Origin of the sequence: Nocardia jinanensis, from assembly GCF_014645735.1 — a bacterium.
GTDB classification, from domain to species: Bacteria; Actinomycetota; Actinomycetes; order Mycobacteriales; family Mycobacteriaceae; genus Nocardia; species Nocardia jinanensis.
Genome location: NZ_BMMH01000025.1, coordinates 1 through 25,423, shown reverse-complemented (window position 1 = coordinate 25,423; position 25,423 = coordinate 1). Strand labels below are relative to the sequence as shown.

Below are 25,423 nucleotides of genomic sequence, written 5' to 3'. Positions count from 1 at the left end.
AACCGACCTGAACCGCAACCGAACATTCCGTGGACACGCACCACCGAACACTCCACCCCACCACGGCTCCCCACGCCAGAACACACCCCCTCACCATGGCAATCCCAGCGCAACCCGCCACTGGAACCGGGATCCTCCGCACCTCCCACGAGCACCGCCACCCACCCCCCGACCACAACAGCCACACCCACCGACGCTCCCCCCACACCCGGACGTGGCGCTGCCCCGCCACACCTCCGACCCGGCACCACTCGCAACACTCCAGCCCGTACCGGCCACCACTCGGCTCCACACAACGTCACCGCCACACCGGACAACCCGCCACGCCGAGCCATCAGCACCCCGATCACCACGCCGCCCCACCTCACCAGTCCCTGGCACCCATCCGGACCGATCCCATACCCGGCCGTGCTCACCGGATTCGGGAACTCCGCCGACGGCGACCACGCCGACCCCGACCTCGTGACCCCTACTGGTTCACGGCTGCTGCCGGAGGTAGGTAGCAGTGCGGGATTGCTCGGGGTACCGGGCAGTGACGACTGGACTCGGTGGGATCCCGAGCGTGTTGCCATCGAGCTGCGCAGGCAGTTGCTCGACACCACCGGCTCGGATATTCCGGTGCTCGGTTTCGATCGGGATTCGGTGGATCCGGAGATCGCGCGAGAATACGCCCGGGCGGTGGTGGACAATTTCGCCGAAGCGCCACACGTTCTGTTGGACTCTATCGAGATCGGGCCGATCGACGACGCGAAACCCGAGCTGGTTCCGGCCGAAGTGCAATATCGTCCGGTGACTGCGGCGGACGGCGCGGTGCGGTTGACTCGGCATCTGGTCCTCAATCAGCTGTTCGCCGCGGATCCCGGGAAAATACGGCGTCTGGTAGACGGGAACGCCGAACTACACCATTTCGCGGACAGCGCTCGCACCCGCCCGCTGTACACCGTAATCTCCCATGACTTCGGGCATCTGCTGGACCGCACCGGGAAGACCTCCGCGCGGAAGCCGGCCGCGAACGCGCTGCTGCAGCACTATATGGCCGAGCGGCTGGGACCCGATACGGTCGAGGGATTCAAGGCCTGGTTGCGGGTTAATCTCAGCGGATACAGCCTCGACCCAGTAACCGGGTGGCTGAATCCCGGCGAAGCGCTTGCCGAAGCGTATGCCCAGGTGGTTGCGGTGGGCCGGGATAATGCCGGTGCCCCGGTCCGGATCCTGTACGACCTGCTGGTCCGGTCCGCCGATCGGGAAACAGAGTGGTCCGATACGTCATCGGAGCAGGACATGGGCACCGGGGTTCGGTCAGAACGTCTCGAGGGCATCGATCCGGCGGGTCAGGTCCGGGATCTGCTGGCACAGATAGAGACCGGCCGGAAAGTCCTGGAATTCCTGGACGAGAACCCGATGATCCGAACCCACTTCCCGCTGCGCGCCGGGGATGCGCCTCCAGGTGAGTTGGGCAGTTATGGGGCTTTTTGGCCCCATGAATTGTCAATGGAGACATATACCGACGGCAGAGGTTTGATCGACCAGGTTCTCACCTCGGTGCACGAAATGGTGCATGCCCAGTACCACGTGCGTGGTATCACGGGTCTCACGATCGAGCGGCAGCAGACGATGTCTCGCGAAGAGTTCGTGGCCGCCATGGTCGATGAGGAAGCCCATGCGGAAGCGCAGGCCATCCGGGCCGGATGGGAGTTGCGTGCGCTGGGGTATCGGGTGCCGGGAACAAAACTCGAAGAGGTGTACGTCTCGGCCGCCGCGGAGTATCTGCGCAACAGTCAGGTGGCCGGATCGAAGACGGATGCCGACGCGGTACACGAGCAGGGCGTGGCCGCGGTGCGTGAGCTCGTCGGCCTCGACCCGGCTCAGAAGGGAATGGGGTACAACAAGACCTACGGCGATATGTGGGATCAGGCGAATCCGGCGGCAGGCAGTGCGGTGTCGGGCGACAAGGGTTCCCGTGCCTACTGGTATCGGCCCGCTGATCCGGCTGTCGCCGCCGAGTTGCATCGGAGTGTGCTGGAACATCGCGATCTGGATCTGCAGCGGAGCGAGGTCGCGGACCGGATTCGAGAAATGGCTGCCGAGCTCGGTCTCGATTCCGGACTGACCAAGACGCAGCTGCACAACGCTGTCGAGTCGCAACTACGGCGGCCGGCCGGGATATCGGATGATCCGGCCGGATACCGGCGGCGTCAGTACGACCTGCGAACGCTCGACGATCTGATCACCCGGTCGGCTTGGCAGCAGTCCCTCTGGTCACATGCTTTGCTCCGCCTCGAGGTGCTGCTGGCGCGGGATGTGCTCACCACGACCATTCGGGACAACGCGGCTCCCGGCTCCGGCGCGCGGCTGCTCACCGATCAGGTCGCGTATCTGCCGGGTACGCCGGACCGTATCGTGGTGGCGGCCTTGGTGAGTGGGCACGCCGAGGCGCTGGAGGCGGTCGGCCGGGATCCGGAGACGGCCGCGATTCTGGAGCGCGGCGATATCGAAACGGAGTATCGGCGCCTCGGGTACCACCCTGATGGGTCCTTCCAGGTGGAACCCATCGAGAAAGCTGATCCGCACCGTGTGTGGTCCACCGTGGACCTCACCGAACCCGATTCTCATGCCGATAGGACCTCCGCCGAGCGGGTCGCCGGACTTCGCCGGGAACTCGCCGATACGAACAGGACCCGGGTGGGCCCCTGGGCCGACAGCATTCTGCGGGACTGGGAAGTACGGATCGAATACGCCACGGATGCCGACAACCAGTACGATCCGGTCCGCAATACCCTGGTCCTGGATCCGGGCATGTCCGACGGCCGGCAGCTGGCCGCCATGGTGCATGCCGCAATCCATATCGAAGCTGCCGGCAGCCGGGAAACCCCGGTGGGGACCCAGTATCGGATGCAGACCCCACGGTGGGATTACGTCCGCAGCATGCTCGCCGAAGAGGGCCGGGCTCATGCCCTGGAAATCATCGCGATCAGGGAGTTGCGTACCGCCGGCTTCGATATCCCGGAAACCGCGCTGGAAAGCGCCTACACCACCGCGTTCGACACCGAACGCGCCAGGCTCGCGGCGCGCGATCCCGGCCGTTCGGCCGCTGATCTGGACGCACTGGCCAATATCGCCGGTTTGCGGGCCTTACGCCCGGAGCTGGCGAGTCATCGTTTGCCATCCGGCCGTACCTATGCCGAGTACTACAGCACAGCCTGGGATCACTCCCGCGGTGTGCGTTCGATGGATCGAATCGTCGCCGATACCCGTGCTGCCGGTCCGGCGGTAACGGCCGACGGCGAGGTATTGCCGTCGCAGGTGCTGGAAAATTCCGGCGCCAGAACCGTCGAGCAGGTCAGGTACGCGAATGGCAGTGAACTCGTCAAGACGTACTTCACCGACCCCGACCGGGGGACGGCCGCCCTGCTGGCCTCGGTTGTCGGCCGGGCATTCGGTGCGGCGGTACCACCCGCGGTATACGAGTCGCACATGCTCTATCAGAGTGTCCCGCAGGGCCGGCCCGCCGAACGTATTTCCGCCGACGTGCACGAGTCGGTGGCACCGTACGTCGATACCGAGGAGGCATTGGTACTGGGGTTGCTGGATATCGTGACCGGTAACCCGGGCCGTTCCGGGGCAGAGTTCTATCTGAATCCGGAACGGGAAGCTGTCGCCGCCCTCGGGCATTACCGGGCTTTCGAGGACGGCGGCCCAGCGCCCTCGGAGATCGGTCCGTTCGCCGGCGATCTGTTGCACCGCGCCGACGACGGTACGGTCGAATATCGGGACGGGGCGTTGCCGGTTTCCGTGATCGACGGTTTCATCGAACGATTCGCCACCACCCGCCCGGCATTCGAACAGTACGAGAAGCTCGACTGGTACGACCAGAGCATGGAGCGGCTGCGGCAGCTCCGTGCCCACTCCAGAGATGATTCCCGGAGCACCGCGGACCTGGATCGGGCCCGGGCCGTGGGCTCGGCGGCGGTGGACAGCTATGTCAACCGATACGGGGCCGGGAACGGATACGGCGTCCGGGCCACCGTCGATTCGGCCGGAGTGGTGCGAGCCGAGATCCGGACCGGGGAAAACACCCCGCGGGGCGTCGATATGTTCAGCGATGTCCTGCGCAACCTCGGCCATCTGGCCACCGAATTTCGGGTCGAGTGGATCGCGGCCGATGCCATCGCCGACGATCTGCCGGCCTACAACGGGGACGGCACGCCGACACCGGTGGTCACCCGCACCGGGGTTGTGGATACCGCCATCTCCCAGCTCGCGGCCCAGCACGGATTCACCCGGATCGACGGTTCGGGTCGAGCGCCCGGGCAGTCCACGGAAAGTCGTGCTGCCGCAGTACGTTTCCTGCGTCCGGAGGAGCCGGGAGCGGTCGGGATCGAGCCGGTCGTCGGTCCCGAGCAATCGATGGTCGTATCGGATGACCCGAATGCTCGGAGACCGGGCGACGCTCCAGCCGAACCGGCGAACCCGGCGAGGGAACGTGATGGGCAGGTTCCGGACACTTTCCGGGATGACGTACCGGAGAAGCTGCACGATTTCTCGGGCAAGTCCCCGGCCGAGGTCGGCCGGGAACTGCAGGCCCTGCTCGCCGGCCGGGAACGTCCCGTCGAGGTGTTCGGGTTCGACAAGCTACCCGATGACGCGGCGCCGGCGGTACAGGACATTGCGCATGCCATCGCGCGACTGCTCGAACTGGACCCGCCGCTGGATGTGCGACAGATCGGTTTCGGCCGGATGCGGGACCGCCACGATGTGCGGGTGGCGGAAACCGACACCGGGCACCGGTACACCGAAGCGATCATCTTCGGAATCGACCAGTTCACCAGGCCGAGCTGGGATACCGGTACCGGGGACTATTTTCTCGAAAAGATTCTGAAAGATATCGACAACGAGATTCTTCCGGAAATCTTTGCCGTGCAGCCCGGACCCGCGCTCGCCGCTCAGGCATTCGCTCACGCGCTGGATCACGCGGGCGGATATCGGGCTCGCGAACTCGTGCATGCCGAACTGACCCATTACTTCGATCGCAACCGGCCTCGTAAGTACCTGAGCCGTGAACGATGGAGTCTCGATGGCCCGAGTTATCGACGCTGGCTGAAGAGGGTATTGCCGCGAACAAGTTTTGTGGACAGGTGGCACGATATCGTTCCCCGCAAGGCATTGATAGACGGATTCACGTCGCACTGGGTCGCATCGAATTCCAGCGGCGTCGTCCAGACATCGGAGCAGCGAGCGGTGAACCGGACACTGGCCGACCTGCTGGCTGTGCAGGACGGAGTGGAGCCGCGGCCGCTCGACCCGGAACGTGCGGTGCCGGTGCCGCTGCCCGAACCGACCGCCGCGGAGCAGCTCGGTGCGGTGGATGAAACCGGTGCGCCGATACAGGACGATTTCACCGGAAAATCTCCGCGTGAAACATCGGAACTTCTGACGGAAAAACTTCTGAAGCTGGCGGGAAAACCGGTAGTGGTCTATGGCCTCGATAGGAATGTCGATCCGGAGATTGCGCGTGAATGGGCGCGTTTCTTGGTGCACAGCTTCGAGACCGATGAGTTCATGGATGTACGCGCGACGGGTAATGGACAGTTCGAGATCGGCGGCAACCGCAACCATTACGTTTCGGCCCGGACGTATTATGGCTTCACACCATTCGTCACCAAAGGCAACCCCACCGAGCCTGATATGGATCGACCGATCTACGTGGATCGTATCCAGTTCAACTCCGATTTCGCCGAGAAGGCAGAGTTCTTGTGCAGGGCTGTCGACAGCGCAGTCGAATCGGGGCACCTCGCGCCGGATGCCGGAAAGCGTCCGGTGTGGTGGATAGGTGGGCACGAGTGGGGGCACGCCCTCGACGCCGCCGGCACCGGCCTGTTCCGGAGGTATATCGGTGATGTGCTGCTGGGCCTCTTCATGCACAACAGGTCGGGGAACCCGACGATTTCTGATTACTGGACCTGGCTGAGTCCGAATCTGAGTGGTTACAGCAAGATGCACGAGCCGGGCACTCAGCAGATCAATCCGCGCGAAGTCGGAGCCGAAGCGGTACCCGAGGTGCGATGGCGTGGCCGCGAGAACATCGGTGACCACGAGGTGATCGCGGTTGTCTATGATCTGCTGGTCGAACTGGCGCGGGCCCAGCACAACGACCGAGTACCGAGCCGACGGCTCACCGAACTCCTGGAACTCCGCGGAGTCTATCGTCTCGAATCCACCGGGACGATCATCGACGGCCTGAACCCGTTCGCCGCGATCCCTGAAGGCGAGGGCGGTGGCACCATTGTCGGATCTGATGCCTCGATCGAGGCAGGTGGAATCGGAAGCCCTACACCGGACACCCCGGGGGCGGCTGCGCCGCGCTGGGCTCCGGAACCTCCGGCTGATCCTCCTGCGGACCGTCTGGTGGTCCCACCGGCCGCTCCCGATTCCCTCGCTTCGCGGATCGGCCCGCCGGCCCCGGTGCGGACCGACGGGGTACCGGCGACGCAGAACGGTACCGAACCGCCCAGCGTGACCGCGACCGAACCGGCTCCGCCGGATCCCGGCGAGCCGGGTTGGCGGCTGCTGCGCTTGCGGGATGAAGTCGAGTTGGCGCGAGAGCTGTATCACCGGCCGGAGAGCAGGCACGCCGCGGTCGCGATGCTCGATCGGCTGCGTGAAGTTCTTACCGCGCTGCATCCCGGCGCGACCTCCGCGGAGATCGATAACGCGTTCTACGCGCCGGAGAACACGAAGGCCGGCGGGATGGTGCCGCGATCGGTGTCGTTGGCCGAGCTGCGGCGCGAGGGGAACCTGCGTGAGTTGATGGCCGCGGTGTACAACGCCATGCTGCGGAGCGGGGAGCTTGCCGCGAATCCCTCGACGACAACGCTGGACGACGGTGTGGCCGCGTTGCTGAACGAGAAGAACTGGACCGAGAAAGCGCGCCGGCTGGGGCTCGATGCCGATGCTCTGGGTCAGGTCCGCGCATGGGTCACCGGTGACGACCCACAAGGGACGATCGGGAAAAGGGATATCCGTGATGTGCGAAACACCGTGCGTTATCCCGGAGATCGCGATATCGCGGACGAGCGCACCCTGAGCAGTGCGGACGAAAGAGAACGCGACCCGCGGGAACAGGTGCGGCGGGGACTGACCGTCCAGGACTGGGCGCTGCTGGGGATGCCGTTGTCAGCGCGGGAATTGGCGGCGATTCCGGATGATCTGGTTGCGCTGCGCAAGTCCCGGCTCGATCCCGGCCGGGTGTTGCCGCGTGATGACCGGGGGCGGGTCGATGCGGACGCGCTGGAGTCCGAGCTCGCGGCGGAGGACGACGCCTTCCGTTTCGCTGTTCCGCTGTACGAGTACGACGACAACGGTCGCCGGATGCGGGACGAGGCGGGGGATGCGGTGGTGTCCGGCGTGCTGGTCTACCGCGAGGTGGGCCCGGTCGACGCCGAAACCGCGTCGCGTCTCGATCCGGGCGAGTTCGCGGTTCCGCTTCCGTGGGGTGCCGGGGTGTCGCGAGTGGCTTTCGCCAAGGACGGTGAGTGGTTTCGCGAGGTCGCGGTCGAGCAGAGGGTCCCGCTGCTGGCAGGGCTTTCAGGTACGGCCGCTCGGGTCGCCGCGCGGTTCCTGTGGATGCGGCCGCCGGGTGTTTCCGAGGTCGATGCCGCCGGGGCGATTCTGGCTTTCCTGTCGCCGCAGCATCATTCGCTGTACGAGCAGGTGCGAGGGATGCGGATGTCGGGTCTGCGACTCGTGGACGACGCGGTGTTGCGGTCGCCCGGCGGGAAGGTCGGCGAGCTGTACCGGGCGGTGTTCGAACTGTTCGGTGTTCCCGCGCCGGAAGGTTCGGCGCGAGTCGCTCGGTTTTCCGCAGGCGGTATCGGTGCGAACCCGGCCGAACCACACGGCGTTCCCGCGACCGACAGGGAAATTCGCCGCCCCGGCTACACGGGTTCGGCTGCGAATACAACAGCGGATGGTTCCCGCCCGGCAGACATCGGCGGCACCGACGATCCGGTACGAGGTCCGCACTCGCGCAGTCGGGCCCACTATGCGACGACGGAGCCCGAGCTGCCGCCCGATCCGCGGCCACGCGGGGAGTCCACCGAACTCGTACTGGACGACGAAGGACAGCTCCGGGACCCCGACGGTGAGCTCTACACCGGTTCGAAGGCCGATGCGTTCGTGATGAACGCAGCGGGTCGATTCCGGACGGTGGGGGCAGTCTTCGGTCACGGTGAGCTGGTCGCCGAATACGCACAGTCCGACGATCCGGCCGACGCGGTGGCGGGTTTCGGTATGTGGGCGGTGGAAGCGGGCAGGGTGACTTTCCTGTGGCCGGATGGGGCCGGGAGGTTTCGCGACGCCGGTTTCGACCCGCTGTACACCGCGCAGGTGCTCGACCAGCTCCGGCGCCATGGTGTCGATCTGGCGCCGGCACGTTTCTGGAGTAGCGCGCGCGGGGCCCTGTGGCATCCGGACATCGGCGCGCCCACTGTGGACAGGGTCATCGCGGAGGGCGGGGCCGCCTTGCTGGCCGAGAGGGGCTCCGGGACCGCGGAGCGGGCGGGGCTGCTGGACGGATTCGGCGACGGGTTCGCGATCCGGGGCGAGGCCGTCGAGTCCGAGGACGGGCTGATCAGGGTGGCGCTGGCCGTCGAACCCGTACGCGGGGAGCCCGGCCGGGCCGTGCTGGAGCTGAGCGCCGGGAAAGCTGTGCGGTATGCCGAGGTCGAACCGGGCTCGGAGCCGGAGCGGGTGAACGCGGCGCTGAACGCACTGGACGAGAAGCTCACCGAGTGGCTGGGATATACCCCGCGGGGGCGGAATATCCCGGAGCTCCCCGTGGCGGACAGTAACAGATTCGAGGAGGAATGATGCGGCTCGATCACCCGACCCGTGAGGAACTCATCCAGAATTTCGACGCCGAACTGACTTCGGTGCGCAATGGGGGTGGCCTTCGTTCGGAAACCGGCCTGGACATGGAAACCGATGCGACGTTGTGGGCGATCGCCCGGGCGTACCCGAAGGTCTCCGATGAACTGGTGGTGGCGGCGAAGGAGGCCTTCGCCGGTCAGCTCGACGGTAGTAACGCCGGGCGCCGGCGGGAGGATCTGGCGCGCCGGATCGAGGAGATGCGCCGTATCCGGGATGGCTCGTGACCGGCCGAGAGCAGCGAAGACGAGGTGGTCCAGGATCGGCCTGCTTCCCCACCGCGCAGACGCCATAGACCACATCACCGTCGGCCGAGCGGCGGGCCGAGGCGACGGGTGCGGGCCGTGGACCAGTTGGTCCAGCGGCGGGTATCGTCGGTGAATCTTCCAGAAGTTTTCGCTGGTCATTTGGTATGATGCCAGGTTTGTTCGTGTGTTCGAGTGCGCTCGTGGGGAGCTGACCATGGACGATGCTCTGCGAATACCGCATCTGAGAGCCACCGCAGACTTGGAACTCCGCCCGTGGTCGTTGTCTGCGGCAGACCTCGAGCTGGTCCGGGAAGCCGCTGCCGACGACCTGATTCCTATCACCGCGGTGTCGGCCACCTACTCGCGCGAGGCCGCAACGCGGTTCGTCGAACGCCAGTGGCAGCGAGCGACCGATCGAACCGGATACCCGATGGTGATCGTCCGGCGACGAGACAACACACCACTGGGAAGTATCGGGCTGTGGTTGAAGGACATCGACGAAGGCCGCGCATCGCTCGGCTACTGGGTGGTCCGCTCCGCCCGCGGCCATGGCGTCGCCGCGCGCGCTCTGGAGGCAATGGCTACCTGGGCGCTGGAAGAGCTGCATATCCCACGGCTCCAGCTCTATGTGGAACCTTGGAACCGCGCTTCGATCCGCACTGCGGAGCGGGCCGGTTTCGAATGCGAAGGGCTCCTCAGATCGTGGCAGAAGGTCGGCGATCGACGCCGCGACATGTTCATGTACGCGCGCCTGGCAACGGGAACCCTCGCCGAGCCGGATCGGGTGTGCACCGGTTAGACCTCGATGGATGTTCGGAGTTCGTGCGTGTGTCACGGCGCATCGGTGCTGGTTGCCGGCGGTCGCGGGTGAAGGTGAACCGATATCACTGCTCGCACAGTGTTCGATATGCCCCGGTGGTGCCGGGTACTCGCCTCGTGGTCGACCTCCACGGCCTCGCTTCTGAAATATTCCAGACTATGCTGGATCTGCGTCTGTACGCACAACCAGTGGATAGATCCGCTCGAAAACATCTGATGAATCGCTCACCCTCTCCATGAGAGGACCGTCCGATGGGTTTTGCAGAGATGCGCCGGTTCCGGCGCGATCCGTTGGGTTTCCTCGAGAATCTGCGCCGGACCAGCCCGGTAGAGGTGTTCGGGCTGCCGTGGGGCGGGTGGTGTGTCGGCGATACGGGTCTGGCGCTGACGGTGTTGAGTGACCGCGCTTTCAATGCGGGGATGTCCGGGTTCTTCGGTTCTATGCTGCCTTCGCGGTCCGCTCAGGTCGATTTCGGCCGCGCGGCGCGCGCGATTCTGCGGACGCATACGCCCGAGTATCGCGAGTCCCTGGCGGCGGCGGTGATCGAAATGCCCTCCGTCACCCGCTGGCCCGCGGCGGGGGTCGAGCTGGTGTATCGGTGCACCGCGGACCTGTTGCTGCACCCCGATGGTTCTCCCGAGCTGCGGCGGTTACTGGAGCGAAATGCACGCGTGGGCGCGCTTCGCCCGGCCCGAATGGCGCAGCGGGCGCGGGCGCAGCTACTACGCGCCAAGCTGTCCACCGCGTTGAACGAGCAGATCCGGGACCGGCGCAGCGCCACCGGGCGCACTGCGGAAGCCGAACCACGGGATCTGCTCGATGCCGTGATCGGTGCCTGTCCCGAAGGCGTCGCCGATACCACGGTGGCGCAGCTGTATGTGCTGATGTTCCGGTCCATTGTGGGACCGCTGGGCTACTCGCTCGCGTGGTCGGTACTGCTGGGCAGTCTCCACTCGCCCGGCTCACCATGGCCTTGGCCCGTCGACTGGGTGGTTCGTGAAGCCCTGCGGCACCGGCCGGTCTCCTGGATGGTCAGCCGTCCCGTCCCCTATCCCGCCGAGTTCGGGGGCATCGCCTTCCAGACCGGCGACCTGCTGTCCGTCAGCCCCTACCTGCTCCATCACGACAAAAAACACTGGACCAGACCAGGGGAATTCCAACCCGACCGCTGGGTTCGACCGAGCGAACACGGCCCATTCGTGCCCTTCAGTTCCGGCCCCTTCACCTGCGCCGGCGCCGCGGTCGCCCACGATCTGGTCACCGATGCAGCCGACACCCTCGTCGAGAACAGCTCTCTGCGCGTCATCGGCGGCGGTGATACCCGCCCTATCGTGACCAATGCCGCGACTCCCAGGCCGTTCACCCTGCGGCGTACCCCACAAAACCCTGTCCGCGCCCGACCGAGCCCCAGGAAGGAGGTGACATCATGATCAAGGCATTGCGGTTCATCATCACCAACAAGCCGACCCGTTCCTGGAACCCCGCTGAATACGGATGATCCGGTGGATACGGATGATTCTGTTACCGGCTGGATGGCTCGAACACCGTGCGCAAACCGGTATGAGAGCCACCCAGTCAGCGGCCACCTGATCCAACGACCGGGTGGCGATGATGTGAAGGTCGCTGGGCTCACGCGCGCGTTACTCGCGCCGGAGCAGTCCGGAGTTCGGCAAGGGCGGAGCCGGTAGCGGCGGCAGCTGCCGGCTGTTAGTGATGGCGGGCATTACCAATCTGGTGGACGGGAGCACTCGGATCTACCTTCCGCTGCTGGCCATCGCATGGGAGGTCGGTCAGGCCGCGGTCGCTTGGATCTTCTTCGCAGCACTGCTCCCGTGGGCGGTCGGCAGCCTGTTTGCCGGGGCGATGATCGACCGCGCGGACCGTTTCGCGATTCTGCGCGTCGTGAATCTGACGCGGGCCGCCGGTTTGGGCGTCGCCGCGATGGCCGCCTTCCTGTTCCCCGGTCAACTTGCGGTGTTGCTGGGGCCGGCGGTCGTGATCGGCACCGTCGACATGATCGGCGACATCTGCGCGCAGAGTATGGTGACCGATCTTGTCGAGGAACCCGCGCGCACGGCTGCCTACGGGAAGATGGCGTCGGTGCAGACCGTCTTCGGGGTGCTGGCCGCCCCGGCGATCGGCGGTCTGCTCGTCGCGGCTCCGGCCTGGCTGGCGCTGTCGACACTGGGCATCGCGAGCTCTTTCGCGGTGTTCCTCGTGCAGGGCCGCGCTGCGCCGGGTGCCGGCCCGGCGCGCGAACATCCGTTTAGTTCGATCCTGACCGATACCAAGGTCGGGTTGAAGACCATCCTGCACAGTTCGTGGCTTGGGCGCACTGCCGCGGCGGTTGGTGTGATGAATCTGGCGTCGTCCGCGACGATGGCGGTCCTGGTCGTATACATGAGCCGGTCACTGGGTGCATCGGCGACCGAGACCGGAATCCTGTTGTCCGCGATCGGTATCGGTTCCAGTGTCGGCAGCCTGGGCGCTGGGCGGCTGTCCGCGTATCTCGGATTCCGGGCTGCGGTGATGATCGGTGCACTGGGTATTGCCTCGGGCCTGGTCTCGCCCGTCATCGGGACGAGCATGATCCAGCTGGGCATCGTGTCCGTGCTCGGCGGCCTGCTCGCACCGCTGTTCGGCGTGAACGTGATCTCGATGCGCCAGCGCATGGTCACCCCGGATCTGGCCGGCCGCGTGAATGCATCCTTCCAGCTCCTCGGAACAGGTGCCGCACCGCTGGGGGCGCTGATTGCCGGCACCCTGTCTGCGGTTGTGGCGGACAAGGCGGTGTTCGCGGCGAGTGCGAGCCTGGCGATTACGGCGCTTGTGGTGTGCCGGCCCTGGTCTGTGGGCTTGCGCCCGAGGCCGGCCACCCGATACCAGGACGACCGCCAGGAACAGGAAGTGCCCAACTGATCGACTCGGTGGGCCCCAGTGGTGGGCCGGCCGTACCCAGTTCGGATCGGTGACGTATCTCCCTCTCAGTCGATCTGATCGCCTGAGTATCAACATATTTCACGCCTCACGCGACAGTTCCCGTTGCCTCGGCAGGTGGCAGCTCTGGCGCGGCAGAACAGGTTTCCATCCGTGTGCCCAAGGAAATGTGGGCTGTAACGGGTTCGGTGGATCTGGCGATCATTGTTCCTGACGACTCCGTGATCCGGAATGGGTGGGGTCGAGGATGCCGAAATTCCAGCAGAATTGGGAATATTGATGAAACGTTGCCTAGCGAGTGTGTTTGCATGCGCTGTAGTGGTTCTCGGCGTAAGCGGGTGTGGCGACGACTCCGAATCACACGAAAATCACGGGACGACCTCCAGCGAAGTTGCGACCAGCACGGCGGCGCCCTCGAGCGTTGCATCGACCACCCCGATGCCACAGAGTCCGGCACCGGCTCCCCCCGCCGTCGAGCCCCCGCCTGCCGTCGAACCCCCGCCCGCCGCGGAACCGCCGGCCGCGGCGCCGGCACCGCAGCCCCCCACGCAGCAGCAGGCGCCCGTGGCAACCGAACCCAGCCAACCCGAGCCGACACTCACCCTGCCCGATTTCGATCCGCAGGCCGGCTACTGAACGACGGGAAAGTCGTGATCCGCGAGTTCTTTCGGCGTCGAGGTGGGGTGGTCGGCGCTGTGGTGGCGGCCGCACTCACCGTGACCTCCCTATACGCACCGGCCGCGGCGGCACCGGTTGAAAACAGCCGCCCCGAGGGCAAATCCCTGGTGGTGCTCGGTGATTCGTTCACCGCGAACTACCCGAAGGTGTTCTCGGCGACCAAGGAGTGCCTGCACGCGCCCACATCGTGGCCGACTCGGCTGAGCGAGCGGATGGGACTCGCGGGCACACCGGACTTCCTGGATGTGTCCTGTAGTGGGTCCACGATCGCTTCGGGGGAAGGCTGGTGGCTGGTGCACGAGGTGGCCGAGGCCGCCGAGCAGCAGGCATTCGGGACCAAGACCGAGGTCATCGCTATTCAGACCGGGATGAACGACGTCTGGGCCCGGAACAGTACGGCGTCGATAATATCGTCGTTGCAATCCTGCGTGTTCAACTTTGTCGACGGATGCGGGCTGGAGGCCGCCGAGCAGGGACGTTTCACCGACTACCGGAACGTCACGGGCAAGGTCTACGCCAACCGCATCCGTGAGGTGATCACCTATATCCGCTACTACGCGCCGAACGCACGGATCATGCTGGTCGGGTACCCGGAATTGTTCCCTGCGGGGCAGGAGCACGTGTGCGTGAACGTACTCGGCGCCGCGCCGGTCGTGCAGCCGCGGGGCCGCGCGGTGACCGAATACCTGGACCGCCTCGATATCGCGCAGCGGGAGGCCGCGGAGCTGTTGAAACTCGAGTTCGTCGATATCCGCTCGGTGACCGCGGGCCATGGGCTGTGCGCGGACGAACCGTGGCTGAACGGTTTCTTCGATCCCGCGGCCGACGTGGCCGGGATGCCGTTCCACCCCTCGGCGCACGGTGATGCGGTGACCGCAGCAGCGGTGTACGGGCGGATACACCGGTGAGCACGGCGCCGGCCCGGGTCGGGTCCGGATCGGAGTTCCTCGATGCGGCGGCGGTGCGGCCGTCGCTGCCGTCGCTGACGGGGGCACGCTGGTGGGCGGCGTTCGCCGTGTTCCTGTTGCACGCCCTGGTGTTCCTGCCGGTGTATCCGTTCCAGAAGTCTGAGTTGTTCCGGCAGATCCATCAGCTGATGCCGATGCAGCTGGGTGCCGCGGGAGTGACCTTCTTCTTCGTCCTGTCCGGGTTCATCATCTATTGGTCGTTCCGGCCGGGGAACTCGGTGCCGCGGTTCTATTGGCGCCGGGTGTTGAAGATCTACCCGACTCACCTGGTGGCCGCCGTCGCGTTCATCCTGGTGGCGAGCGTTCCCTTGACACGACCGGTGGTCTGGGCGCCGAACCTCGCGCTGATCCACACCTGGGTGCCGAAGTGGACGACGGTCGGCGGACTCAATGTGCCGTCCTGGTCGCTGGCCGCGGAAGTATTGTTCTACCTGAGTTTCCCGCTCCTTCTGCCGCTGGTGCGCCGGATCAAGGGCCATCGGGTGCTGTGGGTGCTGATCGGGTTGCTGGTGGCGATCCTGCTGCTGCACACCGCGTATTACCTGTGGGTTCCCGGGCCCAAGGGGATCGCGAATACTTTCGCGCCGCGGCTGATTCCGGGTGAGGTATCGCCGTACTTCGAACTGCACGCCGCACCCATCTGGTTCGAGCAGCCGGATATCCCGGTGGCCCCGTCCTATTGGCTCAGCTACAACTTCCCGCTCTCGCGGCTGCCCGAGTTCTTCCTCGGGGTACTCGCGGCACGACTGGTATTGGAGGGCCGCTGGCGCAACACCCGGCTGGCGCTGCCGGTGATCGCGCTGATGATCGCCTACGCGGCGACCTGGGCGGTGCCGCCGAACTACAAGATGTCGGCGCTGCTGCTGGCGCCGATGACGGCCGTGGTGGCCACGCTGGCCGCGCGCGATCTGGCGGGGATTCGGGGGTTCAACTCCTCGCCGCGGGTGGTCTGGCTGGGCAATATCTCCTTCGCCTTCTATCTGATCCAGTTCCCGGTGATGGCGTTGATCACCCGGTTCTCGATCGGCGGAAAGCAGTTCGGGCTGCTTGGCTGGCTGGGGTTCGCCGGATTGAGCTTGGTCGTGTCCACGGTGGTGGCGGCGGCCATCTATCACTGGCTCGACGAGCCCCTGATGCGCCGGTTCGCCGGTCGCCGGACTGCGGCGCGGGAGAAACCGGCCGGTGAGGACGCCGATATCCCGGCCGAGCACACGGAATCCGCGAGGTAGGTTTTGCACTCTCGCTCGAACTGCCCTGCCACATACATGGCCCGCCCCAGGCGGTGGAGAAACCGGCCCAGGACTTCCGCGGTCCGGCTCGACAGCACGGACCGCTGTCGTGGCGCGCGGCAGCCTCACGATATGTCGATTCGTCAGCAGGCGGCGGGCGCAGGTTCGCCGCGAACCCGGCCCTCGAGCCACAGCAACATCTCGGGGGCACCGATAACCGCGGCGGACAAATGCTCGAACGCGGGGACTTCCAGCGTCTGCAATCGCACCCCGGACGCGCACCAGCGGCGGTTGGTGTTGTTGATGGCGTCGACCGGAATCAGTGGGTCGGTCGGCGAATGCCATTCGAATATCGGCACCTCCGGTACTCCGCCGTAGAGCTCCACGCTGTTCTCCGCCACCACCGCCCAGGCATCGGGCTGGTCGAAGACGGAGGCGCTCGTGGCGAATTCGTGTGCGCTGCCACCGGCGCCGATGGCGAGGATGTCGTTGGTGCAACTGTTGGCGATCGCGTCCCGGAACGCGAGACCGCGCTGATTGAGATTCGAGCTGATCGGCACCCGGTCCGGGTATTCCCGTTCCAGACCGATGGCCGCGGCCATCGCCAACCCGAAGGCCGGGTGGGGATTGTGGCCCAGCCCCCGCGCCATCGACACCAGGTTCATCGGGGCTCCGCCGATGGCCGCACCCGCGAGCCGCAACTCAGGTGCATACGACGGCTGCAACGCGGCCGCCCATGCGGTGGCGAGACCGCCACCGGAGTAGCCGGCCAGGACCGCCGGGCTGTCCGCAACGGCGAGTTCGGGCAGCTGTTTCACCGCCCGGACGCCGTCCAATGTGATCTGGCCACCCAAACGTCCGGCTCCGAGTGCGAACTGCGGTCCGAGATGATCCGGCAGCGCCACACTCCAGCCGCGCTGCAGCAGCATGCTCAACGCCGGCATGATCGTCGACAAATTCAGATCGGCGTCGTAGAGCCGGTGCGATACCGCGCAGCTGGTGCCGAGCGAATTGATGAAATGCTGATACGACAGCAACGGTGCGCCGGGTTGATGGCCTGCGGGGGTGGCGATCGTGGTGGTCGCCGCGATCGGCGCGCCCCGCGAATCGGCGGAACGAAACTCGACCAGCCGGATCGTGGCGCCGGGGAACACCGCCAACGGTGGCAGTACCCGCACGTCGAGCACGTCACCTGGTCGGTGCGCCGCCAAATCGGCCGGTGCGGCATAGAACGGGTCTGGATCGGGGCGCGGATACATGGGTTCGGCGGTTGCCGTTGTCGCCAGCAGCAGTGTGCATGCCATACCGCTGAGCGCACCCAGAAAACGAAGACACGGACGAGGCACGATCCTGACCTCCATGAGGGGGGATAGTTCGCCGAAATCGCCGATTCGCGGCTGTAGCAGATCGCTTCGGTCAGCAAAATATCACGACATATCGAGCGGAGACCGTATTGACGAAAGCGCGTTCACGTGCGGATGCCGAGTACCGGCGCGACCCGCCTGAGGGGTGCGTCACTTCCCGACGCGCGAGGCGTTGCTCGATGCCCTGCTCCGCACGAGCTTCGACGCGCTGACCGCTGAGGCAGGCGCCCTCGAAACGTCCAGCTCGCCCGACGATGTTCTCGTTTCGTGGCTACGCGATTGCGTCGGGTGGACAACTGAGTATCGAGGCGTGACCGTGCTGATGGCAGCCGCCATCGAGGACACCGAGTCCGCACTCCACACTTCGTGCGTCACTCTGCGCGCGGCCGCTATTTCACCTGCCGGTGATCACGGCTGGCCGGTGGCGAACGCCTGTACGGCGCCGAGGAACTCCGGGCCGCCCATGACGTATCCGCCGACGGTTCCACCGATCAGCACACCCACGGGGATGCTGATCCCCCAGATCAGGAACAGACATGCCCCGAGGATGCCGCCCACGATGGCACCGCCGACGACGCCGGGCAGGTTCTTGTTGATCTGCTCCGCGAGCCGGTCGTAGGAGCTGATGTCCTTCAGTTGCGCATTGTCTTCGGCCGTCGTGGCCGGTGTCAGCGTCAGGGTGTGGCCGTCCGCGCCGATGTGCTGCGCAACCGCGATCGAACGCCCGTCGGCGGCGTACCATCGCGGCACTTCGGTCACCGCCGCTCCGTTGCCGGTCTCGAGCGCCACCGCGCCGTTCTGCGCGATCTCGAACCTGCCATTCTCGACGGTGGTGACAATGACTCTGTCGACCGGCGAAACGGTGATCTGGTAGTTGATTCCGTGATCCACACCGGAAGTCGTGCCTCCCGCAGTCACTGCGGTCGACTGCTCCGTTACGGCAGGCTCTGTATGGGCCGTTGCCGCAGTGATACCCAGGGCCGAGATGGCCATGAAAACGGCAGCAGTCATTTTCTCGAACTTCATTCTTCGAACCCCTCCACTCAGCTGCCCCTGATGGGCGGACCGAGTCAGACCTTAGGCGGTGTCGAATTCGATGGTGTGTATGCCACACAGTTCGAAGTCACTGCCCTCCTGTTTCCCAGGTGATCGGCGAGAGAGCAGTACCCCGTGCATGCAGTGCGGCAGCCCTGCCCCTGGGCAATCCCGTCTTCCAATTGCATCCCCTGGACCAGCAGTTGAAGGGGTTCGGGCCGTAATCGTCGAGAATCCAACGAAGTTCGTCATATCCCCTGGTAGAGATTGTGGGGGTAGGACATTCGTGACACGGATCGAGGACATCGGATGCCCACGCGATGCGGCCTACTGACTGCTTCGTAGTAGTGCTTTGCTGCGAACTGCCCGGATGTGGTCGGGGTCGGCCTCGCGGTCGTTGAGGAGGATGGCGGTGCACAGGCCGTCGGACAAAGCGACGAAGGCCTCGATCGCATCGGGGTCGTCGGTCTGTGTTCGGGCGAGTTCGGCGACGTTGTCGCGCCAGCGTCGCGCGACTGGTCGTAGGGCTGGTCGGCGTGCCGCGAGGGTCGACAGCTCCCGCTCGGCGAGAGTTCGTTCACGTCCGGGCCCGGCGGATTCGACGATGAGCTCGGAGAGGCCGCTGAGTGGGTCGTCCTCGGTGTCGATGAGCTGTCGAATGCGGTGTGTGTATGCCTCCGTGACGCTGGTCAGCGCAGCTATCAACAGATCGTCCAGGGTGGCGAAGTAGTAGAGGGTCAGGCTGGTGGTGATCCCGGCCTCCTTGGCGACGGTGCGGTGGGTGACGCCGGTAGCACCGTCGCGGCGGACGATCTCCAGCGTTGCCTCGATGATCTGAGCTCGTCGGCGTCGGCCGCGCAGTATGCGCCCATCGACAGTGTCTTGCTCAGCCGCCATCGCTTTATCCGTCATCGCTCGCTCCCGGATGTCGAGGTTACCGGCTCCGCCTCACGCTCTGCGGTGCCGAGGGGCTGGCGGTGCCGAAGCATCACGAAGCAGGCCAGGGAAGCGACCGCAATGGTGATACCTGCTGCGAGAGACGCGGTGTTGAGCCCCCCCGGTGAACACGGTTCGCGCATGGTCGAGGGCGTCGGCTGATATCTGGTTCCCCAGGGATGAGGCTCCGGCGAGACTGTTGCTGGAGGTCTCGGCCACCGGTGCCCGACGTGGTCGACCTTGTGCGCGTCTCCCTGAGAGACTCGCGGAGCCGACGAACTACGTCACCGATAAGTCGGCCATCATCGCCATACCCTCGTGTTCGAGATTGTGGCCGGCTCCCGCGCGCAGGAATCCTCGTCTGCTGATGCTCATCGCCGCCACCGCCACGCCCGGCCACCACCCTTGCGCCACAGCAGCACCGTGCACCCGAGCTGAACAACCTGGACTTCTGAGAAATCTTATGATCGGCCACCGATTCGGTGGTTGTGCGGCGGACGGGTCGGGTCGCGGTCTCCTGCGGTTTCAGCTGAACGATGTTGTTGTCAGCCATTGATGGAGAGTGGTGAAGTCCTCGTCACCGAGTTCCAGCACAGTCCGAACCATCGGTCCTCGTGCTCGTGCTCGACGGAAGGTGATGGCCAGTGCACGACCGGCAGCCGTGGCAGCCCGAGCCGGGGCGCGATCTCGGAATTCGCTTCGTCTTCCCAGGTCGTCGCCCAGACCAGGTCGCACGGTAGCGTTGCCAGCTGTCTTCCTACTCCAGGGCTGAGGCGCGAGAATCGCGAACCCGATGTGACAGTGCGCGGACTACTCTGCGGGTGCTCACCGAAGGGCAGTATCGGCCCGTCCACATCGAGGAACAACAGCGGGCGCAGCACGTTATCGATCATGCCGTGCGGCCGGCTCGAGAGCATGTTCAGCTGTCGCGGCTGAACACGAACACAGCCGATTTGGACAGCCCGTTGGAGACGGTCGCCAGAGCCCGCGACGCACCGGGCACCTTGCGGTCCCCGCCCCGCCCGGTCACCTGCAGAACCGCCTCGGCGAGATGCGTCATACCGTGCAGGCGGCCTTCGCCTAGTGCGCCACCACCGGTATCGACTGGGAGAAGCGGCCGAAAACTGTAAGCTCCGGCGAGAATCTCGACAACCTGCTCCACGAGTCGGATGGCTGGGCCTGCGCCGCTAGCGTTTGCGCCCCCGTGCCGGCTTCTTCCTGGAGGCGATCGGTTTCCTCGCGGGACGCGGTCGCTTTTCTGGAGGATTCGGCTTCCGCGGTGCTGGTTCGGCGCCCTTTCCTGCGGGGGACCGGGAGCTGTGTTCCGAGCGGCCGCGCACTACGCCGATGAACTCCTCGACCGAGTCGGTGGTCCGGGCCGGCGGCCAGGCCAGGGCGATTTCGGTGTCGTCGGTGTCGGTCACCGTGCGGTAGACGAGGTCGCGCCGGTGGTGCAGGCGAGCGATCGAATGGGGCACGATGGCGACGCCGACTCCGGCGGCGACGAGTTCGATGGTGGCTCCGACGGCGTCGATATCGGCTGTGTCCTGCAGGCGCTCCTTTACGAGATCGGCCATGCTGACCTCGTCGAACAGTGAGATCTCGTGGTCCTTGGGTGCCACGACGACGGGCAACTCACGGTAGAGCGGGATCGCGTTCATGCCGCCGCGGTCGATCGGCAAGCGGACGAAGCACATGTCGACGCGCCCCTCGCGCAGCGCCGACTCCTGGTCGGCCTGGGCAACAGTGACCAGCTCGAGCGGAATATCCGGGAATCGCCGGCCCCAGATCCGCTCCCATTTGGTGACGGTGACGCCGGGTACGAACCCGACCCGCAGCGTGGCGGGGGCAGCGACCGCTGCGGTGCCTGCCTCGTTCTTGGTCCGCGCAAGGATGTCGCGCGCCTCCTGTAGCAACTCTCGTCCCGCATCGGTCAGCTGAGTCGGCTGTGCCCCGGGCACGAACAGCTTCGTGCCGAGCTCGGTCTCCAGGTCGATGACCGTGTGGCTGAGCTTCTGGCGGGAGATGTGCAATACCTTCGCGGCGCGTGCGAAGTGCAGCTCCTCCGCGACTGCGGCAAACCAGCGCAGGCGCTGCACATCGATCGAGGGAAACCGGCTCATACCGGCAAGCGTATGGCACCGCGGAGTCCGGACCGACTCGGCGGCCCGATACGCTGTTCCGGTGAGCCTGGACAAGAAACCGCAGACGATGAAGCCGCTGACCGCGGCAAACAAGCTCGGCATCTATCTTCCGGCGGCTCCCGAAGAGTTCCGGAACGACCCGATTTCCCGAACCGAGCTGGACGAGCTCCGGACGAACCCGCCGCAGTGGCTCACCGAGCTGCGCCGCACCGGACCTTTCCCGCGCGATATCGTGGCCCGTAAGCTCGGTGTCTCCAACAGTGGCCTGACCCGAGCCGGAGTGTCCGACTCGCTCACCGCCGACGAGATCGCCGCTTTACTCGCGGACCCGCCGGAGTGGCTGATCCGCGAACGCGAAAGTTATGCCGCGGTGCGCGCCGAGGACGAACGGGCCCAGGCCAAGGAGGCCGAACGCCGGGCAGCGACCAACCGGTCGGCGAAGGGCTTCTAGTTGTTCTGAGTCGACCGAACTCGGGGCAGTCCCCTCCGAGCGTGGTGCGCACTCACCGATGCCCGGCGCAGATCCGCTGCCCCCCGCCTCGGTGCGCAATATCGACGCGGGTTATCACTCGTGGCGCCGCCGAACATCACGCGAACTCCAGCAGAGCACCGGTGAGCTGGAGACAGGCGCCGAGTCGATACGAGGGTGCTACCCACTCCGGGTGCCCGGACACCGAACGCAGCATCGCGCCGGGCGCGGGCAGGTTCGCCGGCATGGGGCACCTCCAGAAGACTGCTGCGGGTGGCTGGGTGTAGTGGTGCCGGGCAGCTTCTGGTCAGCGCCTCCAGGGAGGCTACCTGCGTATATGTGTTGGTGGAGTGCATAAGCGATAAGCCTTCGATGCCACTTCTCTCGCCATGCTTCCGGCCTCCTAGCAGGTGGTGCACGGGATCGGGAAGGTCCGGACTCGGTATGGCGACAGTAGGAAATGCACGCCGTCGATGAAGGCGAGGCCGTTGTCCCGCAGCTCCGTCAGCAGCCTCAACTCATCGCTGGTCAGCTCGGCGACACGGCTTGCTGCGGCCAGCGTGCGAAACAGGGTGGCGTGTGGCTCATCGAGAGTGGCGCGAAAGCTCGCCCGGGGTCGGCGATTGTCCTTGATGGCCACGAAATCCGGACCGTGCCGGTAACAACACAGGCCGGCCTGGTGGCGCTCCCGCCATCGCGCCTGTGTCGCTTTCCCGATGCTGCCCATCGCATGCGCGGGTGGCGGCAAATGGACGATGTCGTCCAGCCCGTTCGGCGCCGCGGAGACGAGTGTCCAGTCGATCCGGACACCGGCCTGCATCGCCGCACCGAGTAATCGCAGCACTGCGAAGTCGTCCGCGCCGCCACTGAATCGCACCGGGTCGACGACGGTGACGATCTGCCCGAGCCGTCGCGCGGCGGCGACGGTATGGGCCGGCTGCGTGAGATCGGCGGGCACAGTTTCCGGCCATCGCTCCAGCGGATCGGTCATATGGGTGCCTCGATACGCACCGGCACCGGCTCGGGTTGTTCCGGCCGCACGATCGAGCGTTCGATCCCACCCGGCGTCGTCGCCAATGCGAGCCAACGTCCACCTTCGGTGAATACCAGCCCGTTCGCCAGTTGCGCGGCGAGCCATTCCTCCAGTTCCGCTTCGTCCCAGCGGAACCCCGCCGAGGCGAGATTGCGGTGCAATCCTGGGATGGTGCGGCCGTGCTCCAATTCGACCCAGGTTTCCCGCTCCCTCGGATCGGTGAACACATGATCCTCGGCTGCCCAGCCGAACCGGCGGTCCCGGATGATCAGCACGCCGTCGATATCGCTACGCAGCAAGAAGCTTTCCGCGTAATGCGCCTGCCATACAGCGATCGCGGCGTTCAGCGGAGCAACTTGCTCTTCGGTGATTCCCTGATCCGGAGTGTCGAATTCATAGACGAGATCGGCGAGCACCTGGCGGTCGAGGTCGTACACCGCATGGTATCGCTCGGCGGGATACCGTTCGGTGAAGCCGATGGCCGGATCGTCGAAATTCGGCGAGAAGCGTTCGAGGAAGATCCGGGCCGTTCCGCCCGGCGGCTGAAGGTGCGCCAGCGCCGGGATCTGCTCGATCACCCTGCGGTAGTCGCCCTCGCGTTCGCCGGGAAATCCGTACAGCCAGTTCCACCCGATGGTGATCCCCTCTGTTTCCAAGTCCCGCAACGCGCGTACATTGCGCACTCCGTCGATGCCCTTGTCCATTCTCCGCAACACATCGTCCACAAGAGACTCGATGCCGGGCTGCACACTCCACACTTTCGCCGCTCGCAGAATTGCCGCCTGTTCCGCGGTGACATTCGCCTTGATCTCGTAATGGAGCCGCAAGTCGAAATCCATCTCGGCTATCTCCGGGAGTGCGGTACGCAGGTAGGAGACATCAAGGATGTTGTCGACCACGGTAACGTCCAATACGCGGTGCTTGCGCACCAAATGGTCGAGTTCGGCGACGAACCGGGACGGTTCCTTCACCCGATACTTCATAGTGGAGCCGTTCAAGCCGCAGAAAGTGCAATGATGTTTCTCGCCCCACCAGCAGCCCCGCGAACTTTCCAGCACCAACTCCGGTTCGGTCAATTCACTGACCACGCTGTCGTCGTAGGTCCGAAACCAGTCGTCGAACAATGGGACGTGCATGCCGCCGGGGCCGACCGGGGTGCCCCTGTGATCGTTCACCTGCTGTGCCCCATCGGCGTCGCGCCAGCACAGTCCAGCAATCGCCCCGAGATCGCCGTGATCGGTGCGGAGCGCGCCGAGCAATTGCGGAAAGGTTTCGTCGGATTCACCGCGCAGGACCAGATCGACGAATTCGAATTCCCGGTGGAGTGTGACACCCATAATTCCCTCGGTATTGTAGCCGCCGAGCAGGGTGAGAATTTCCGGTGCGCGTTGCTTGATTCTTTTCGCCACGGCCAGGCTCGCCACACTCTGGCTGAACGTCGAGGTGAAACCGACTATTTCCGGATCCATGGCCAGCACCACGTCGGTGACGGAGGAAACGAAGTCTTCCGCGAGTTCCCGCATTCGGGAGATCGGATCGAGGTCGATCCGGTGTCGCCGCGCGTAGTCCGCCATCTGCTCCACCCCGAATTCCGGACCGTTCAACGCGCCGGCGAAGACCCATTCGCCGAGCGCGTGGGCAAACCCGCCGTCGGAGATTTTGAGATAGTCGCCCACTGTCAGCCCGGTGTCCAGCAGTACTTCGGCCCAACGGATATTGGCGTAGTACGCGGCCGGTTCGGCCATGCCGTGCTCCACACAACTCGCCTTCAGCAGACCGAGCGCGAGCGACGGGCGGGTGACCTCGTGCCATGGCATGCAGACCAACACGGTGCGCGGCGAACTCTCGTCACTCACACGTCACCACCATCCGCTGCGGCCCGATGAATCGCGGCAATCGTGTGATAGCAGTAATCCTGCACTGCGTGGGACGGGACTCCGGGCAGGTCGCTCAGCGCGTCCACCCGATTTCCGGTAATCGTGTGGTCGAGGTGCCGGGCCGCAGCCAGCACAACCAATGCCACCAACTCGTAGTGCACTTCGAGCCGTCCGATGCATTCGCCGCCCGCAGCATTGTGCCGAGGGCAACGCTTTCCACGGCTGCACACCACGATACCGGGAACGGTCTCACTCAGCTGGTCGTCTACATCTTGAGCGGCGACCCCGTAATGCCGGCGCCCGAGGCCTTTGAGCAGACGGGGCCTGCGCACCGCCGACCAGAATCGCCACTTCCAGCTGATCGCGCGGATTCCTTGCACCGCTACGAAAGCTTGCTCGTCAGTGAGCGATCCGAGCAGCGGAAGGGATGGCTCCAGCCACGGCGGAAGCCCTGCTGGTGCGCATCCCTCCCGCATGTCAGAAGGCTTCTGTATCAAGCCGTCTCGATATCCTTCTTCAACCGCATATCCGAATCGAGGTGGAGCGTCGTCGGCTTGGTGCCGAGCTGCCGGACCTTCTTCACCGACAGTACGGACTCGACCTGATCCGCGGCGCCGAGCCGGCCATCGGAAGCTAGTGTTCCGCGCCTGAAATACGTTGCCTAATTGTAGGATTTGGCGGTGGCGAGGACGGAGCGGCCGAGATCGGGTCCGGAGTTGGTGGTGACCGAGGCGCAGCGGCAGGAGTTGGTGCGGGGTGC

18 protein-coding genes are annotated in these 25,423 nt (G+C 65.5%); 9 read left to right on the top strand and 9 right to left on the bottom strand.

What is annotated here, in order from left to right; genetic code table 11:
- The first annotated feature begins 408 nt into the window (after nt 1-408).
- From IEY68_RS31055 to IEY68_RS31020, 8 genes are all read left to right on the top strand, one after another.
- Nucleotides 409-8,868, top strand: a complete 8,460-nt coding sequence (locus IEY68_RS31055; protein WP_189094590.1) for a hypothetical protein — start codon at nt 409-411, stop codon at nt 8,866-8,868.
- Nucleotides 8,868-9,152, top strand: a complete 285-nt coding sequence (locus IEY68_RS31050; protein ID WP_063000470.1) for a hypothetical protein — start codon at nt 8,868-8,870, stop codon at nt 9,150-9,152. Before IEY68_RS31055 ends, IEY68_RS31050 begins: the two co-directional genes overlap by 1 nt.
- A gap of 235 nt (nt 9,153-9,387) precedes the next feature.
- Nucleotides 9,388-9,972: a GNAT family N-acetyltransferase gene (locus IEY68_RS31045; RefSeq protein ID WP_063000472.1), complete on the top strand. Its 585-nt coding sequence runs from the start codon at nt 9,388-9,390 to the stop codon at nt 9,970-9,972.
- Between the two features lie 272 nt (nt 9,973-10,244).
- Nucleotides 10,245-11,423 (top strand): cytochrome P450, encoded by a 1,179-nt coding sequence (locus tag IEY68_RS31040; protein ID WP_229719148.1) that lies wholly within the window; start codon nt 10,245-10,247, stop codon nt 11,421-11,423.
- 283 nt (nt 11,424-11,706) lie between these two features.
- The gene (locus tag IEY68_RS31035; RefSeq protein ID WP_063000476.1) at nt 11,707-12,912 is read left to right on the top strand and encodes an MFS transporter; all 1,206 of its coding nucleotides are present in this window, start codon (nt 11,707-11,709) and stop codon (nt 12,910-12,912) included.
- A gap of 456 nt (nt 12,913-13,368) precedes the next feature.
- Nucleotides 13,369-13,566: a hypothetical protein gene (locus tag IEY68_RS31030; RefSeq protein ID WP_063000478.1), complete on the top strand. Its 198-nt coding sequence runs from the start codon at nt 13,369-13,371 to the stop codon at nt 13,564-13,566.
- Nucleotides 13,567-13,613: 47 nt separating this feature from the next.
- Nucleotides 13,614-14,516, top strand: coding sequence for an SGNH/GDSL hydrolase family protein (locus tag IEY68_RS31025; protein WP_189094588.1), 903 nt, complete (start codon nt 13,614-13,616; stop codon nt 14,514-14,516).
- The gene (locus IEY68_RS31020; RefSeq protein ID WP_189094587.1) at nt 14,513-15,805 is read left to right on the top strand and encodes an acyltransferase family protein; all 1,293 of its coding nucleotides are present in this window, start codon (nt 14,513-14,515) and stop codon (nt 15,803-15,805) included. Before IEY68_RS31025 ends, IEY68_RS31020 begins: the two co-directional genes overlap by 4 nt.
- A gap of 143 nt (nt 15,806-15,948) precedes the next feature.
- Here IEY68_RS31020 and IEY68_RS31015 read toward each other — a convergent pair whose 3' ends face one another.
- The 5 genes from IEY68_RS31015 to IEY68_RS30995 form a co-directional block, all read right to left on the bottom strand.
- Complete coding sequence (locus IEY68_RS31015) at nt 15,949-17,109, bottom strand: lipase family protein (protein ID WP_189094586.1); 1,161 nt, start codon at nt 17,107-17,109, stop codon at nt 15,949-15,951.
- A gap of 468 nt (nt 17,110-17,577) precedes the next feature.
- Entirely contained in the window at nt 17,578-18,195 is a 618-nt protein-coding gene (locus IEY68_RS31010) for a DUF8020 domain-containing protein (RefSeq protein WP_063000483.1), read from the bottom strand.
- 336 nt (nt 18,196-18,531) lie between these two features.
- Nucleotides 18,532-19,101 (bottom strand): TetR/AcrR family transcriptional regulator, encoded by a 570-nt coding sequence (locus IEY68_RS31005; RefSeq protein WP_063000499.1) that lies wholly within the window; start codon nt 19,099-19,101, stop codon nt 18,532-18,534.
- A 958-nt stretch (nt 19,102-20,059) separates the two neighbouring features.
- Complete coding sequence (locus tag IEY68_RS37220) at nt 20,060-20,302, bottom strand: thiolase C-terminal domain-containing protein (RefSeq protein ID WP_063000486.1); 243 nt, start codon at nt 20,300-20,302, stop codon at nt 20,060-20,062.
- Between the two features lie 25 nt (nt 20,303-20,327).
- Nucleotides 20,328-21,263, bottom strand: a complete 936-nt coding sequence (locus tag IEY68_RS30995) for a LysR family transcriptional regulator (RefSeq protein ID WP_063000488.1) — start codon at nt 21,261-21,263, stop codon at nt 20,328-20,330.
- 61 nt (nt 21,264-21,324) lie between these two features.
- Between IEY68_RS30995 and IEY68_RS30990 the strand changes: the two genes are divergently transcribed.
- Nucleotides 21,325-21,735, top strand: coding sequence for a DUF5997 family protein (locus IEY68_RS30990; RefSeq protein WP_063000489.1), 411 nt, complete (start codon nt 21,325-21,327; stop codon nt 21,733-21,735).
- 136 nt (nt 21,736-21,871) lie between these two features.
- Here IEY68_RS30990 and IEY68_RS36875 read toward each other — a convergent pair whose 3' ends face one another.
- The 4 genes from IEY68_RS36875 to IEY68_RS30975 form a co-directional block, all read right to left on the bottom strand.
- Nucleotides 21,872-22,000, bottom strand: coding sequence for a hypothetical protein (locus IEY68_RS36875; protein ID WP_268241636.1), 129 nt, complete (start codon nt 21,998-22,000; stop codon nt 21,872-21,874).
- A 156-nt stretch (nt 22,001-22,156) separates the two neighbouring features.
- Nucleotides 22,157-22,744: a DUF5825 family protein gene (locus tag IEY68_RS30985; protein ID WP_063000491.1), complete on the bottom strand. Its 588-nt coding sequence runs from the start codon at nt 22,742-22,744 to the stop codon at nt 22,157-22,159.
- Complete coding sequence (locus IEY68_RS30980) at nt 22,741-24,642, bottom strand: RiPP maturation radical SAM C-methyltransferase (protein ID WP_063000493.1); 1,902 nt, start codon at nt 24,640-24,642, stop codon at nt 22,741-22,743. The genes IEY68_RS30985 and IEY68_RS30980 overlap by 4 nt, the downstream gene beginning before the upstream one ends.
- The gene (locus IEY68_RS30975; RefSeq protein WP_189094584.1) at nt 24,639-25,160 is read right to left on the bottom strand and encodes a hypothetical protein; all 522 of its coding nucleotides are present in this window, start codon (nt 25,158-25,160) and stop codon (nt 24,639-24,641) included. The genes IEY68_RS30980 and IEY68_RS30975 overlap by 4 nt, the downstream gene beginning before the upstream one ends.
- Nucleotides 25,161-25,423 lie beyond the last annotated feature (263 nt).